This window comes from Streptomyces sp. NPDC027185, from assembly GCF_055567035.1.
In genome coordinates, this window is record NZ_JBVHRF010000006.1 from 184210 (window position 1) to 199052 (window position 14843).

The 14843-nt window shown below is 73.8% G+C and carries 11 protein-coding genes; 7 read left to right on the top strand and 4 right to left on the bottom strand.

Going from position 1 to position 14843, the window contains the following annotated elements; genetic code table 11:
* Nucleotides 1–46: 46 nt before the first annotated feature.
* Nucleotides 47–640, top strand: a complete 594-nt coding sequence (locus ACZ4M8_RS20795) for a 5-formyltetrahydrofolate cyclo-ligase (protein ID WP_467609428.1) — start codon at nucleotides 47–49, stop codon at nucleotides 638–640.
* 518 nt (nucleotides 641–1158) lie between these two features.
* Here the strand turns inward: ACZ4M8_RS20795 and ACZ4M8_RS20800 are convergent.
* Nucleotides 1159–3879, bottom strand: coding sequence for a penicillin acylase family protein (locus ACZ4M8_RS20800; RefSeq protein WP_467609429.1), 2721 nt, complete (start codon nucleotides 3877–3879; stop codon nucleotides 1159–1161).
* 260 nt (nucleotides 3880–4139) lie between these two features.
* On the opposite strand from ACZ4M8_RS20800, the gene ACZ4M8_RS20805 reads away from it, so the two are divergent.
* From ACZ4M8_RS20805 to mscL, 5 genes are all read left to right on the top strand, one after another.
* Nucleotides 4140–5663, top strand: coding sequence for a potassium/proton antiporter (locus ACZ4M8_RS20805; protein WP_467609431.1), 1524 nt, complete (start codon nucleotides 4140–4142; stop codon nucleotides 5661–5663).
* A gap of 284 nt (nucleotides 5664–5947) precedes the next feature.
* Nucleotides 5948–7258, top strand: a complete 1311-nt coding sequence (locus ACZ4M8_RS20810) for an MFS transporter (protein WP_467609432.1) — start codon at nucleotides 5948–5950, stop codon at nucleotides 7256–7258.
* A gap of 69 nt (nucleotides 7259–7327) precedes the next feature.
* Nucleotides 7328–7678, top strand: a complete 351-nt coding sequence (locus tag ACZ4M8_RS20815) for an FmdB family zinc ribbon protein (RefSeq protein WP_467609434.1) — start codon at nucleotides 7328–7330, stop codon at nucleotides 7676–7678.
* Nucleotides 7679–7756: 78 nt separating this feature from the next.
* Nucleotides 7757–8590 carry an S-methyl-5'-thioadenosine phosphorylase gene (locus ACZ4M8_RS20820; protein ID WP_467609435.1) on the top strand — a complete coding sequence of 278 codons (834 nt, stop codon included), beginning with the start codon at nucleotides 7757–7759 and terminating at the stop codon, nucleotides 8588–8590.
* 932 nt (nucleotides 8591–9522) lie between these two features.
* Nucleotides 9523–10038 (top strand): large conductance mechanosensitive channel protein MscL, encoded by a 516-nt coding sequence (gene mscL, locus ACZ4M8_RS20825; RefSeq protein WP_467609437.1) that lies wholly within the window; start codon nucleotides 9523–9525, stop codon nucleotides 10036–10038.
* Between the two features lie 40 nt (nucleotides 10039–10078).
* Here mscL and ACZ4M8_RS20830 read toward each other — a convergent pair whose 3' ends face one another.
* Nucleotides 10079–10444 carry a hypothetical protein gene (locus ACZ4M8_RS20830; RefSeq protein ID WP_467609439.1) on the bottom strand — a complete coding sequence of 122 codons (366 nt, stop codon included), beginning with the start codon at nucleotides 10442–10444 and terminating at the stop codon, nucleotides 10079–10081.
* Nucleotides 10445–10762: 318 nt separating this feature from the next.
* The gene (locus ACZ4M8_RS20835; protein WP_467609441.1) at nucleotides 10763–11296 is read right to left on the bottom strand and encodes an AMP-binding protein; all 534 of its coding nucleotides are present in this window, start codon (nucleotides 11294–11296) and stop codon (nucleotides 10763–10765) included.
* 513 nt (nucleotides 11297–11809) lie between these two features.
* Here ACZ4M8_RS20835 and ACZ4M8_RS20840 point away from each other — a divergent pair.
* Complete coding sequence (locus ACZ4M8_RS20840) at nucleotides 11810–13195, top strand: MFS transporter (RefSeq protein ID WP_467609443.1); 1386 nt, start codon at nucleotides 11810–11812, stop codon at nucleotides 13193–13195.
* Between the two features lie 384 nt (nucleotides 13196–13579).
* Here ACZ4M8_RS20840 and ACZ4M8_RS20845 read toward each other — a convergent pair whose 3' ends face one another.
* Entirely contained in the window at nucleotides 13580–14686 is a 1107-nt protein-coding gene (locus ACZ4M8_RS20845; RefSeq protein ID WP_467609445.1) for a MerR family transcriptional regulator, read from the bottom strand.
* Between the last annotated feature and the right edge of the window lie 157 nt (nucleotides 14687–14843).

Below are 14843 nucleotides of genomic sequence, written 5' to 3' on the forward strand. Positions count from 1 at the left end.
TGAGCGTCTGGTTAACACTCTCGGAGAGCAGGAACAGGGCCACACGGTGAGCACGGATCACAGTAGGAAACAGAGGTTGCGGCGGCATCTCCTGGAGGTGAGGAGAGCGTTGCCGCCCGATGTCGCGGCGGTTTCCGGGGACCGGCTGGCGCGCCGGGCGCTGGAGCTGGCGGAGCTGGCGGACGCCCGGACGGTGGCGGCGTACGTGTCGGTGGGGCGTGAGCCGTCCACCCGTGCGCTGCTGGAGCGGCTGCGCGGCGCGGGGACGCGGGTGCTGCTGCCGGTGCTGCTGGCCGACAACGATCTGGACTGGGCGGCGTACGAGGGTGCGGAACGGCTGGTCGAGGCGGGTCGCGGGCTGCTGGAGCCGGCCGGTCCGCGGCTGGGCCCCGAGGCGGTGACGGCGGTGGACACGGTGCTGCTGCCGGGGCTCGCGGTGGACCGGAACGGCACGCGGCTGGGGCGTGGCGGCGGCTCGTACGACCGGGTGCTGACGCGTCTGGAGCGGGCCGGGGCGCACCCGGCGACGGTGGTGCTGCTGCACGACGGCGAGGTGCTGGACGAGGTGCCGGCACAGGCGCACGACCGGCCGGTGGACGCGGCGGTGACCCCGTCCCAGGTGTGGCGGTTCGCGGCGTAGGGGCGGACTTCGGGTAGCGCTTCTCAGCCGTTGCGTGTTGGCCGGAAAGGGAGGCCGGGAGGGGCGGGGACGGGCCGTGCGGAACGAGACCGGGCGGGCCGTGCGGAAGCCGCTTCGGGTGTGGAAGCCGCTTCGGACCGGGCCCGCCGGACGGAGCGAGGTGGTCGTACGTCCAGGCCCTCGTACGGGACCGGGCCGCCGGGGGCCGGGCCGTCGTACGAGACCGGGCCACGCCCCGCACAAGCAGGACCGCCCTACGCCGCAGGGCCGCCGTGCGGGGCCGGTCAGCCGTGCGGGGCCGGGGCCACCGTGCGGAAGCCGCCTCTGCCGGGTCGCCCCGGGCCACCGGATCCGCCCCGGCCCCCGGGTCCGCCCGTATCGGCCCCGACCCGGTTGGCCGGAACAGCCCGGCGGAGCGGCCGGAACGGCGCCGGCCCCGGCCGCGTCACAACGGCCCCGGCCCCCGGCCGCGTCGCGCGGTCGGGGGCCGGGGCCGTTCGTGCACGGGCCGGAGGCCGTCAGGGGGTGAGGGTCAAGGTCTCCTTGGTGGCCTTCTTGACGGCGTCCTGGCCGAAGGCCCAGGGGAGGAGTTCGCCCTTGGCCCACTTGTCGGTCTGGTCGTAGTAGTGGGCGTCGTAGGCGTGGCCGGAGGCGCCGGTGAGGTTGATCCAGCGGGACTTGTCGAGGTCGGCGAGGTTGACGACCATCCGCATCGACGGGACCCAGGTGACGCCGTAGCCGCCGGAGGCGTTCCAGCCGGTGGCGTTGACCGCCGCCTCGCCACCGCCGACATTCCACGGGCCGCGGTTGAAGAGGCCCTGGAGGAAGCCGGGGCCCGCGGTGCCGAGGGTCTGGTTCTTCAGGAACAGCTGGTGCAGACGGCCCCAGGTCCAGTTGTCGATGTTCTTGCCCAGCTTGGAGGTCAGCTCGTAGCGGGCGTCCTTCATGGCGTGGGCGAGGAGCTGGTCGCGGTTGTTGTCACCGGGGTGGCCGGGCAGATCCGCCGTCTTCCACCAGGCGTTGTCCGGATCGTCGAGGATCGAGCGGACCACCTCGTACCAGCGGTCGCCGCCGTCGGGCTGGGCCATGTCGGGGGCGCGCTCACCGCATTCGCGGACGAACTTGGCGAGGTCGTCGACGGGGCCGCTGCCGGCGGCCGGGCGGACGGTCAGGCACTCGCCCTTGACCCGCAGTTCCTTGGGCATCTTGTGGCCGAAGGCGAGCTTGAGGAGGTTGCGCCAGACGCCGTTGAAGTAGGCGGCGGCCGCGGAGTCCGGCTCCTGGGTGAAGTCCCAGCCGTCGAGGAGCTGCTGCGCCTCCCGCACGTACGGGTCGGAGATGTTGACCTTGGTGAGGTACGGCGTCAGGATCCGGGCGATCTGGCTGCTGTTGTCCTGCTGGAAGCTCTGCATGTCGTCCGTGGAGACCTTGCCGCCGTCCTTGATCTTCGACTCGATGAGGTCGTTGATCCGCTGGCTGCGGGCGCCGTAGCCCCAGTCCTTGGTGAGGAGGTAGGGGTACTTCTTCTCGTCGACGACGGCCTGGTTGGCGGTGACGATGTAGCCGCGGGCCGGGTTGTACTCCCAGGGCAGCGCGGACTGCGGGATGGTGCCGGACCAGCGGTAGGCGGGGTCCCAGCCGGGCGCCGGGAGGGAGCCGTCGCCCTTGGCGCGGACGGGGATACGGCCGGGGGCCTGGTAGCCGATGTTGCCCTTGGTGTCGGCGTAGATGAGGTTCTGCGAGGGGACCTCGAAGTCGGCGGCGGCCTTGCGGAAGCTCGTGAAGTCCTTGGCGCGGTTCAGCTCGAAGACGGCGTCCATGGACCTGCCGGGGTCGAGCGCGGTCCAGCGCAGCGAGATCGCGTAGCCGTCGCCGCGGTCGGGGGCGGCGTTGCCGACGGGGGCCCGCTTGCCGACGGTGGCCAGCTCGTCGTCGCGGTCGGAGACGAGGGGGCCGTTGCCGGTGGAGCGGACGGTGATCTCGCGGCTCGGTCCGCCGGCGACCTTGATGGTCTCCTTGCGGGTGGTGAAGGGCCGGCGGCGGCCGTCGTAGAGGTAGCCGTCGGTGGTGATCTTCTCCAGGTACAGGTCGGTGACGTCGGCGCCGAGGTTGGTCATACCCCAGGAGACGTCCTGGTTGTGGCCGATGATCACGCCGGGCATACCGGAGAAGGTGTAGCCCGCCACGTCGTAGCCGCACTTCGGGCCGGTGGTGCGGCAGTGCAGGCCCATCTGGTACCAGAGCGAGGGCATCTGCGGGGCGAGGTGCGGGTCGTTGGCGAGCAGCGGCTTGCCGGTGGTGGTGTGGGAGCCGGCGACGACCCAGGAGTTGGAGCCGATGCCGTTGCCGTTCGGGCCGAGCAGCGCCGGGATCTTGTCGAGCGAGGAGGAGAGCGCGGAGAGCTGGTGCTGGAGGCCCTGGGCGGCGCCGCCGGGGGTGCCGTTCGCGGTGGTGCCGGTGCCGTGGCCCTTGGGGTCGAACTCCTTGGTGACGGGGTTGACCGCGCCGCCCTCGACGATCGGCTTGTTCCGCTTGTACGGGTAGGCCGGGTACAGGTCGGCGATCTGCCGCGCGTCGAGCCGGCTCGTCATCAGGGAGCGGTCGATCTCGTCCTGCATGTTGCCGCGCAGGTCCCAGGCCATGGCCTTGAGCCAGGCGACCGAGTCGACGGGCGTCCACTGCTCGGGCTCGTAGTCGTTCTGGAGGTCGAGCGCCGCGTACTCCAGGGAGAGCGCGGAGCCCTCGTGGTCCTTGAGGTAGGCGTTGACGCCGGCGGAGTACGCCTGGAGGTACTTCTTGGTGGCCGGCGACAGCTTGGTGTCGTACTCCTGCTGTGCGACGCGGTGCCAGCCCAGCGTCCGCAGGAAGGCGTCGGTGTCGACCTGGTCCTTGCCGAACATCTCGGAGAGGCGGCCGGCCGTCATGTGGCGGCGGACGTCCATCTCCCAGAAGCGGTCCTGCGCCTGGACGTAGCCCTGGGCGCGGAAGAGGTCCTCATCGGTGTCGGCGTAGATCTGGGGTATGCCGTGCGCGTCGCGGCGGACGTCGACGGGAGCGGTCAGCCCCGCGAGCTTGAGCGACCCGGTGGTCTGCGGGAACGACGCCCGCACGGTGTTCACCCCCCAGAAGGCGCCGAAGGCGATGCCCGCCACGAGCAGCAGCACGACCGCGACGGCGACGAGGCGGCCGCGCCGCCCCTTCTTCTTTTTGGGGGCTGGGCCGGTCTTGTTGGCGGGCATCTCTGTCCTTCGAGGGGCAGGGTGGGAGTGCTGGAGCAACCATAGGCGCACGGGTCGCGCGGCCCCTACGCGGAGTCATGACCAGCGCATCCGAGGTTCAAGCGATGGTAAATTGTTAGCCTCAGTAACTAGATACGGTAAGGATTAAGCCAGGAAAGGCACCGGACCCGCCTCCGGACCGCGCGCGGAAGGACCAGCTCCTGACTGTCGACCATCTCAACCAACTCCTGCTGATCTGCTCGCTCGTACTGCTCGTCGCGGTGGCCGCGGTACGCATCTCGTCGCGCAGCGGGCTGCCCAGCCTGCTCATCTACCTCGGGATAGGCATCGCCCTGGGGCAGGACGGACTGGGCGGCGTGGACTTCTCCGACGCCGAGCTGACACAACTGCTCGGCTACGCCGCCCTGGTCGTGATCCTGGCCGAGGGCGGCCTCGGGACGAAGTGGAAGGAGATCCGGCCCGCCCTGCCCCGGGCGGCGCTGCTCTCCACGCTCGGCGTCGCGGTGAGCGTGGGGGTCACCGCGGCGGGGGCGCACTACCTCGCCGGTCTGGAATGGCGTCAGGCGCTGCTGGTGGGCGCGGTGGTGTCGTCGACGGACGCCGCCGCGGTCTTCTCCGTCCTGCGCTCGGTACCGCTGCCGTCCCGCCTGACCGGCGTACTGGAGGCCGAGTCCGGCTTCAACGACGCCCCGGTGGTCATCCTCGTCGTCGCCTTCTCCACCGCCGGACCGGTGGAGCACTGGTACGTCCTGATCGGCGAGATCGCCCTGGAGCTGGCGATCGGCGCGGCCATCGGCCTGGCCGTCGGCTGGCTCGGCGCGTACGGGATGCGGCATGTGGCACTGCCCGCCTCGGGCCTGTACCCGATCGCCGTCATGGCCATCGCGATCTCGGCGTACGCGGCGGGCGCGCTGGCGCACGGCTCGGGCTTCCTCGCCGTCTATCTGGCCGCGGTGATCCTCGGCAACGCCAAACTGCCGCACTCCGCGGCGACCCGCGGCTTCGCCGAAGGGCTCGGCTGGATAGGCCAGATCGGCATGTTCGTCCTGCTGGGCCTGCTGGTGACGCCGCACAACCTCCTCGACGACATCGTGCCCGCGCTGCTGATCGGCCTGATCTTGACGGTCGTGGCCCGGCCGCTGTCGGTCTTCCTCGGACTGTTGCCGTTCCGGGTGCCGTGGCGGGAGGAGGCGCTGCTGTCCTGGGCCGGACTGCGCGGCGCGGTGCCCATCGTCCTGGCCACCATCCCGATGGTGGGCCGGGTGCCCGGCAGCGAACGCGTCTTCAACATCGTCTTCGTCCTCGTCGTGGTCTACACCCTCGTCCAGGGCCCGACGCTGCCGTGGCTGGCCCGGCGGCTGCGGCTCGGCGAGGAGGAGGCGGCCGACCTCGGCATCGAGTCGGCGCCGCTGGAGCGGCTCCGCGGCCACCTGCTGTCCACCTCGATCAGCGCCACCTCCCGGATGCACGGCGTGGAGGTCGGGGAGCTGCGGATGCCGTCCGGCGCCGCCGTCACCCTCGTCGTCCGCGACGGCGAGAGCTTCGTCCCGACGCCGACGACGGTGCTGCGGCGCGGCGACGAACTGCTGGTCGTCGCCACCGACCAGGTACGCGACGCGGCGGAGAAGCGGCTCCAGGCCGTCTCCGCCGGCGGCAAGCTGGCCGGCTGGCTGGGCACCGCGGTGGAGGCGCCGGTCGAGGCGGTACGCCGCCACGGGTGGCGGAAGAAGACACCCGCCACCGCCGGGCACGGTGCGGACCGGCGCCGCCCGCACCACGACTGACGGATCGGTGCGCCGCCCCGGCGTGCGGCGGCGCACCACCGATCCGAAGGAGAACCCCGTCCGGCCCCGGCCGATCCCAGGGCCGTGCCCGTACCGGCCTGTACAATCCCCTCAGCACATCACCACACCACTCTGCCTGATGCAGAGCTGGCGCGACCGCTCGGCGGCCGCGGCCCGGTGCGGGCCACGCGGTATCACTCGGTCCTGCGCGAGAGGACAGCTCTCGGCGCACCACCCGTGAACACTCGCGGTCGTGCGCTACCAGGCGGCAGAAAGGCCCGGCCGTGGCATCCGCGGTCAAGGACTCCCGTCCTGGATACGGACAACTGCTGCGCACCCCCGGTGCGTGGACCTTCCTCCTGCCCGGCTTCCTGGCCCGGCAGCCCTTCGCCATGCTGACGATCTCCATCGTCCTGCTGGTGGAGCACACCACCGGCTCCTACGGCACCGCCGGTACGGTCTCGGCGACCACGGGCGTCGCGATGGCGCTGTTCGCCCCGCAGAGCGGCAAGCTCGCCGACCGGTTCGGGCAGCGCGCGGTGCTGCTGCCCGGCGTGCTGGTGCACGTCGCGGGCATCGCCGCGCTGATCACGCTGGCCCTCTCGCACGCGCCCCTGTGGGCGCTGCTCGCCGTCGCGGTGCCCACGGGCGCCTCGACGCCGCAGGTCGGCCCGATGGTGCGGGCCCGGTGGGCGGCGCGGCTGGGCGGCAGTCCGCTGATGCCGACGGCCGCGGCGTTCGAATCGGTCACCGACGAGTTCACCTTCGTCGTCGGTCCGGTGCTGGCCACGGCGTTGTGCACCGGCGTCCACCCGGCGGCCGGACTGATCGCCGAGGCGGCGCTGACGCTGGCCGGCGGACTCCTCTTCGCGGCGCAGCGGCGCAGCCAGCCGCCGGTCCACCGCGACCGCCGGGGGGACGCGCCGCACGTCTCGGCGCTGTCGGTCCCCGGGGTGCGGGTGCTGGTCGTGGCGTTCCTCGGCATCGGCGCCGTCTTCGGCGGCATGCAGGTCACGCTGACCGCGTTCACCCAGGACATCGGCCGTCCCGGCATCAACGGCGTCCTCTACGGGATCTTCGCGGCGGGCAACATGCTGGCCGGTGTGGCCTGCGGCGCCATCGCCTGGAAGACCGGCCCGCGCCGCCGGCTGCTCGTCGCGTACGGGCTGCTGGCGCTGGCCACCGTCCCGCTGTGGGCGATCACGGCGGTGCCGCTGCTGGCGGCGAACGGCCTGGTCATCGGGTTGTGCATCGCCCCGGCGCTGATCACCGGCTACACGCTGGTGGAGTCTCTGGTCCCGGCGGGCGCCCGTACGGAGGCGTTCACCTGGCTGACCGGCGCGGTGGCGCTGGGCCAGGCGGCGGCCGCGACCTCGGCGGGCCGGCTGGCCGACGCGTACGCGCCGAGCAGCGGTTTCCTCGTACCGCTGGCCGGTACCGCGCTGGCGCTGGCGGTGCTGCTGACGCTGCGCTCACGGCTGCTGCCCCGGGGTGCGAACCGGCTGGTGACGTCGTCCGGGGCGCCCTCGGGCGAGGCGGACGGTGACGCGGCGGAGCGTGGGGTCGGTCACCGTACGGCGGCCACAGTGGACTGACGCGCCGGAATACTGCACTATGGATCGTCGTTAGCACTCATCGAGTGAGAGTGCCAGGAGGAAGTCACAGTGCCGACCTACCAGTACCAGTGCACCGAGTGCGGCCAGGGCCACGAGGCGGTGCAGAAGTTCACCGACGACGCGCTCACCGAGTGCCCCAGCTGCCAGGGACGCCTCAAGAAGGTGTTCTCCGCGGTCGGCATCGTCTTCAAGGGCTCCGGCTTCTACCGCAACGACAGCCGCGGCGCGTCGTCCAGCAGCAGCCCGGCGAAGTCCTCCTCCTCGGCGAGCACGTCCGACTCCGGCTCGTCCGGCTCCGGCTCGGACACGAAGTCGTCGTCCACCGCGTCGTCGACCGGCTCCTCGTCCTCGTCGGCGAGCAGCACCTCGTCCTCGGCGAGCAGCAGCTCCGCCGCCTGATCCCGCTTCCCCGGACCCCCGCCGTCGCACCGACGGCGGGGGTCCGGTGCGTGCGGGGCACCCCGTAGGCTGACCGGCATGGCTGACGCGGAGATTGGCGTCATCGGCGGATCGGGTTTCTACTCCTTCCTCGACGACGTGACCGAGATCACGGTGGACACCCCCTACGGGAGCCCCAGCGACTCCCTGTTCCTCGGCGAGGTCGCCGGGCGGCAGGTCGCGTTCCTGCCCCGGCACGGGCGCGGCCACCACCTCCCGCCGCACCGCATCAACTACCGCGCCAACCTGTGGGCGCTGCGCTCCGTCGGCGTCCGGCAGGTCCTCGGCCCGTGCGCGGTGGGCGGGCTGCGCCCCGAGTACGGACCGGGCACGCTGCTCGTCCCGGACCAGGTCGTGGACCGCACCAAGACGCGCGCCCAGACGTACTTCGACGGCGTCCCGCTCCCCGACGGCAGCATTCCGCGCGTCTTCCACCTGCCGTTCGCCGATCCGTACTGCCCCGGCGCCCGGACCGCCGCGCTGACGGCGGCGCGTGGCCGTCAGTGGGACGCGGTGGACGGCGGCACGCTCGTGGTGATCGAGGGGCCGCGTTTCTCCAGCCGCGCCGAGTCGCGGTGGCACGCCGCCCAGGGCTGGTCGGTGGTCGGCATGACGGGCCACCCCGAGGCCGCGCTCGCCCGCGAACTGGGCCTCTGCTACGCCTCGTTGACGCTGGTCACCGACCTGGACGCGGGCGCCGAGGCGGGCGAGGGGGTCTCCCACCACGACGTCCTCGAAGTCTTCGGGAAGAACGTCGGCCGGCTGCGCGAGGTCCTCTTCGACGCGGTCGGCGCCCTCCCGGCCACCGGCGACCGCACCTGTGGATGCGCGGCCGTGCACGACGGGTGGGAGCTGGGAATCGAGCTGCCGTAGGGCCCCGGTCGGGGCCGTGCGCCCCGGACGAGGCTTGCGGGCGGGCCCCGGACGGAGGCCGCGCGCCTCGGACGAGGCTTGCGAGCGGGCCCCGGGGCGGGCCCTCCGGAGCGGGCGTGACCTGGGGATACGGGCACGAGCCGGGGCTTGCGGGGCGGGAGCCGGTAGGACCTTGCGGCGACAGCCCGGACTTCCGGGTGCGGGTTTCCCCCGGTACGGAGGTGGCCGACGGGTACGGGCGCGGCTTCGTGGCCGGTCCGTTGCGGCCTTCGGGGCGGATCCCTCGGGTGGGTGGCGGAGTTTTCCCCAGCCGCCGAGGCCGTCCACAGGCCCACGCGCGGGGCGGGGAGAGCGGGCACGGTGGGGGCGTCGGTCCCGTTCCCTCATCGCAGGCGGTGCTCCCGTGCCTCATGCCCCGTTCCTCCCGTCCGCTCCGCACGCCGTGCGCCCGGCCCCGCCTCCGGTGGTGCTGCCCACCCCCGCGCCGTGTGAGGTGCCCCACTTCCCGCCGCTGCGGCTCGGCGGCGTACGGCATCCGTGGCGCCGGGCCGCCTGGTGGCGGCTGACCGCGGCGGGGCTCGCGATCACGGCCGCGACATGGGCATTCGGGGAGTTATCGGACGCGGACCGGACTCCGGCCGGTGCCGGTTGTGCCTCTTCGGCGGCGCCGGAGGGGCGGTAGTCCATGGGGCAAGATCGAGTGGCGTCCGTTTCCCGGCCGCGCGAAACTTTTGCCGGCGGCGGGGTCGCTGCCGCATGCCGCCCGGAGCGCGCCCGTTATTTCCCCGGCGCCCCGGATGTGATCCGCACTGACGCTCTGGTCGCTCACTGGTTCGTGTGGAGCGGCTGGACACCACTGCCCCGCCCTGACGTAAGTTGCGGTGCTGTTCGTTGGTGCACCGTCCGTAAAGCACATGGAGAAAGGCCGACCGTTGAGCGAGAGCAAGAGCGTCCTGCAGGGATTCAAGGACTTCCTGATGCGGGGCAACGTCATCGAACTCGCGGTGGCGGTGGTCGTCGGTGCGGCCTTCACCAACATCGTGAACGCGGTGGTCAAGGGCGTGATCAACCCGATCGTCGGCGCCTTCGGCTCGCAGAACCTCGACAACTACAAGACCTGCCTCACCACGTGTGTCGTCGACAAGAAGACGGGCGAGTTCACCGACGGGATCTACATCCTGTGGGGCTCGGTCCTCAGCGCGGTGCTGACGTTCCTGATCACCGCCGGTGTCGTCTACTTCCTCATGATCCTTCCGATGAACAAGTGGAAGGAGCGGATGGACGCCCGCAAGCCGGTGGACGACACCCCGGCGGAGCCGACCGAGGTCGAGCTGCTGTCGGAGATCCGCGACGCCCTGATCGCGCAGCGCAACGGTTCCTCCTCGTCCTCGTCCTCGTCGGCGTCGGAAGCCGTCGGGACGGTCATCACGCAGAAGACGCAGTCGTAGCGGGAACCCGCGGCCGACCAGGACCGCTCCACCGCCTCGTTCAGAGGTGGTGGGGCGGTTTTTCGTCGAGGAAGCGCCGGAGGTCGGCGGCGCTGTCGGCGGCGTCACCCGTGGGACGCTCGCCCCAGCCACGGTCGGAGTCGTCGTCCGAGCGGCGGGAGAGCGGATCGTCGAAGATCAGCGCGGCGCGGGCGCGGCGGCGGGCGGCGGCCGCCCGCTCCTCGTCGGCGTCCCGGTCCGGCCGGCCGTCGGCGGAGCCGTGGGACGTCCGGTCCTCGGCCGGTTCACCGGTTCCGGTGGCGGGCGGGGCGGCGGGCGTGCCCGGCTCCGGGGCGGGGCCCGGCGGTACGGGCGCGGGCGTCGGGTCCTGGGAGTCCGCCGGATCGGGTGCGGGGGTGGTGCTCACCCTCTCAGGGTACGGCCGGTCCCGGTGCGGCCCGGGGCCGGTCGGGGTGAGGCGCGGGCCCGGCCCATTACGTGCCCCCGGGCGGGCTCGGGCGGCCGACGGGTCAGGGCGGGCCGGCGGTGGTGGCGGTGACGAGCCATGCGGCGTTACGCAGGCGGACGGCGCCGTGCTCCTCGAAGGACCGCAGCCGGTCGGCGACCGGGGCCGTGCTCCTCGAAGGACCGCAGCCGGTCGGCGACCGGGGGTGCGGCCGCGTGCTCCGGAGGACCGTCCGGGGCACGCCGCAGCGCCGGCGGGGTGAGGGGGCGGGCCGGGGGCTCAGTCCCGTGCCAGCTCCTCGTGCCACCAGTGGTCGCGGCCGGGGTTCCAGCCCACCGGGCGGGCGCAGCGGCTGACGACGAGGACGGGCGCGGCGGGGGTCGTCGTGTCCCGGCAGTCGGCATGGTTCAGGGCCCGGTCCAGGACCGGCTTCACGGGGTGGACGGCCCCCTCCCAGAACGCCGCGTCCGCGGTGATCAGCACCTGGGCGCGCGCTTCCCGTATGCGGGAGGCGAGTTGCGGGGCGGTGAGCTGCACCGGGAGCGTGACACGGACGGCGTCCAACTGCCCGCAGGCGAGTGTGACGATCACCGATTCCGGGACCAGCGGCAGATGGACGGCGACCCGGCCGCCGGCGCCGGCGCCGAGGCGGCGCAGGGCGCTCGCGGCGCGCTCCGCCCGGTCGAGGAGCATGCCGTGGGTCAGCTCCTCCAGCCGGCCCGGCTCCCCGGACCAGGTCAGCGCGGGCCGCGAGCCGCCCGACCGGCGGCCGTCCCGCGGCTCGCTGGGGCCATCTGCATGCTCTGAGGTCACACGGCGCAACATACGGATCAGTGTGAAGATCGCCGATCAACGATCGCTGAACGTCCGTTGTACGCGCGGCCACCGGTGCGGCGGGGCGGTCACCGCCTTCGCCCGAGCGGCCTGTGCCCCACCGGCGCACCCGGTACGGCGCGGGCCGCTACGCTACCGAAAGGCATCGCCCGGCGAAGACCGCTTCCGTCCGCCGCCGATCGCCCCGCGCCGGGCCCGCCCCGCCGCTTCCCCGGGCCGGATCCCGGCACCCCGCTCCCGCGCCTCCCGGCACCGCGTCTCCCGGCACCGCGTCTGACCTCGGGTTCCCGACCGCGCCGTGTCCGGTCCCCGGCGGAATCCCGCCTCACCTCGGCTCGCCGCCGCTCCACGCCTCGCTCCGGGCACCCGTTCCCCTCCCCGCGACAGAGGTCGCCCCGCATTCCGCCCGCCCCGGGTGCGCGCCCTCGCGCCCCGGCGCATCCATCCATGCCGCGCGCCCCGCACGCGCGCCCGTACGAAAGGCCGCACCGTATGCCCACACCCCCGTACGTCCCGCCGTCTCCGTCCGCGCACGGCCCCGGGCGGGGCGGGTGGCGGGCGCCGACCGCGGTCGCGTCGGGTGCGTTCTGCGTTCAGCTGGACGCGTTCGCGCTGCATGTCGCACTCCCCGTCATCCGGGACGACCTGCCGGGGCCGGCGGCCCTCGGGCGGGCGGTGAGCGGGGGTTATCTCCTGGCGGCCGGGGCGCTGATGCCCCTTGCCGGGCGGCTCGGCGATACATGCGGCGGGCGCCGGATGTTCCGCGCCGGGCTGCTGCTGTTCGCCGCGGCGGCCGTCGCCTGCGGCCTCGCGCCGACGCTGCCGCTCCTGGTGGCGGCCCGGGTGCTCCAAGGGGCGGGCGCCGCGTTGATCATGCCCAACGGGCTGGCGCTGCTGACCCGGCTCTTCCCCGGGCCCCGGGGGCGGCGGATGACCGGCCGCGCGCTGGGGCTGGCCGGGCTCGCCACCGCCTGCGGCCCGTTCGTGGGCGGCGCGGTCACACAGTACGGCTCCTGGCGGGCCGTCTTCTGGCTGACCGCGCTCCCGGCGCTGGCCGCCGCGGTGGTCGCCCGGCGCCCCGCCGCACCGCACGCCCCGGGGACGGCCGTGCGGGACGCGGCCCGTCCCCGTCCGGACGTGGTGGGCGCGGCGAGCGCCACGGGCGGATGCGCCGCTCTGGTGCTCGCCCTGGGGGGCGGCCCCTGGTGGTGGGCCTGGTTGGGCGCCGCGGTGGCACTGGGCGCCGGCTGCGTCCACCGGGCGCGCCGGACGGCGCCGCTCCTGGACCCGGCGCTGCTCCGCGACGGGCGGTATCTGCGGCTGACGGCCTCGGGGGCGGTGGCCAACGCGGCGACGGTGGCCCTGCTCTTCACCGTGCCGCACTTGCTGGAACGAGCTGCCGGGCTGTCACCGGCCGCCGCCGGTCTGGCGTTCCTGCTACCGGCCGGGGCGCTGGCGGCAGGCGGTCCGGTCGCCGGACGGGTGCGAGCGGCGACCGGGCCCGCGGTGATGGCGGGCTGTCTGGCAGTGGCGGCCGTCGCGTCGGGGGCGCTGTCCCGGTGCGGCGCAAGTCCGCTGCCGGTCCTGGTGGCGGCCACGGTCGCGACGGCCGCTCTGGGGACGGCGGGTGCCCTGGCCCTCACCGGCACGCAGGCCCTGGCGGCGGCCGACGGGGCGGGCACCGCCGCCGGGGTGACCAAGGCGGTTCTGACCGTCACCGCGGGACTGGGCCTCGCCCTGCCGCTCCCTGACGAGGGCCCTCGCCCCGCTTTCCTCGGCGGGGCTTGCCTGACGACGGCGGTCGTCCTGATGGCCCCGACCGTCCTCCGGCTCCTCCGCCGAACGACGCGCAGGGGCGGAAGAAGCGACACGGAATGACCGCCGCTCGGGCCCGTGCAGCATGCGTCACGCACCCCGTCGCGAAGTTATCCACAGGCTCGGCGCGGCGCGCCTCGGCGGCCGTACGCTGAGTCAGCGACATCACGCGGAAGGTGACGCACGGTGATTCAACGGGGGTTCGGCATGCGGAAGTTGACGAGTGGTCGCTGGGCTGAGCGGCTCGGCGCGGGTGGGCGCGGCAGTGGTCGGCGCGGTGTCCGCGGACGTGGTGCGGTCCGGCGTGGTCCAAGTGGACGCGGAGGTGCCCGTCCCGCCATCGGACGGCCCATGGGCGCCCGGCGCAGGTGGCGTGAGTGGGGTGGCGGTCGGCGCCGGGCCGGGCGGTGGGCGGGGTGGCTGCCGCGTCCACCGCGCTCCGCGGGGTCAGGCGGGCGCCGCCGTGGTGTCGGCGACCACGCAGCCGACGTTGTCCGGGGCGCCGGCCTCCCGCGCCCGTGCGACCAGTTCGCGTACGGCCTCTTCGGGGCCGGGTGCGGCGGTCAGCACCTCCTGGAGGGTGGCGGCCGGCAGGACGGTGTGGAGCCCGTCGGTGCAGAGCAGGTACCGCTCGCCGGGGCGCGCGTGAAGCGACTGCAGTTCGGGGGCGAACGCCTCACCGCCGTCGAGGGCACGGGTCAGCAGCCCGTGCTGCGGATGGCCGGGCGCCTCCTCCGGGGTGAGCCGCCCTTCGTCGATGAGGGACTGCACGAGGCTGTGGTCATGGGTCAGCCGCACCAGCCCGGTGTCCCGCAGCACGTAGCCGCGCGAGTCCCCGATGTGCAGCAGCGCCAACCGGGCCCCGGCGCGCAGCAGCGCCGTCAAGGTGCAGCCCGCCTCCGCCGCGCCCGTTGCGGCCGGCCGCTGGACCGCGCGGTTGGCGCGGTGCGCTGCCTCCTCCAGCGCGCCGAGGAGATCCGCGGGCGCGAGATCACGCTCCTTCAGGGCCGACAGTTCGGCGAGCGCCGTAACCGCCGCCCGGCCGCCGTCCGCGCCGTATCCGTCGGCGACGGCCAGCAGCCGTCGCCCCGCGTACACCGCGTCCTGGTTGGCGGTACGGACGAGCCCGCCGTCGGTCAGGGCCGCGGCCCGCAGCGTCACAGGAGAGGAAGTGGTCGTCATGGTGGAGTCCTTCCGGGTCAGTTGGTCGACGAGGAAGAAGGCCAGGTCGCGGCGGTCGGCGGTGTCGGCCTCGACCTGTTCCCAGTACCCGGCGACCGCGGTGGCCGCCCCGTCCGGGGGCAGGGCGCACACCTCCCGGATACGGGCCAGCGGCATCCCGAGCCGCCGCAGCCAGGCGACGAGCCGCGCCCGTTCCAGCTGCGCCGGCGCGTAACGCCGGTAGCCGTTCAACGGGTCGACGTGCGCCGGGACCAGCAGGCCGAGGTCGTCGTAGAGCCTCAGCGCCTTGGGCGAGAGCCGGCAGGCTCGGGCGAACGCCCCGATCGTCAGCAGCGCCGCCCCTGGTTCCGCGCGCTCTCCGTACCCCGTCACCGTCCGCCCCTTCCCGCTCCGCCCGGGAGCCGTGGGGCGCCCGGCCGTCCTCCTCGTGCCGGGTCCGTCGCCCGGCTCCACCGATGCTGCGGTTTCCCCCAAGGGCAAGGTCAATCCCGTCCGTCACCGGGGCTGCCGGGGCGCCCGGCGCCGGGGC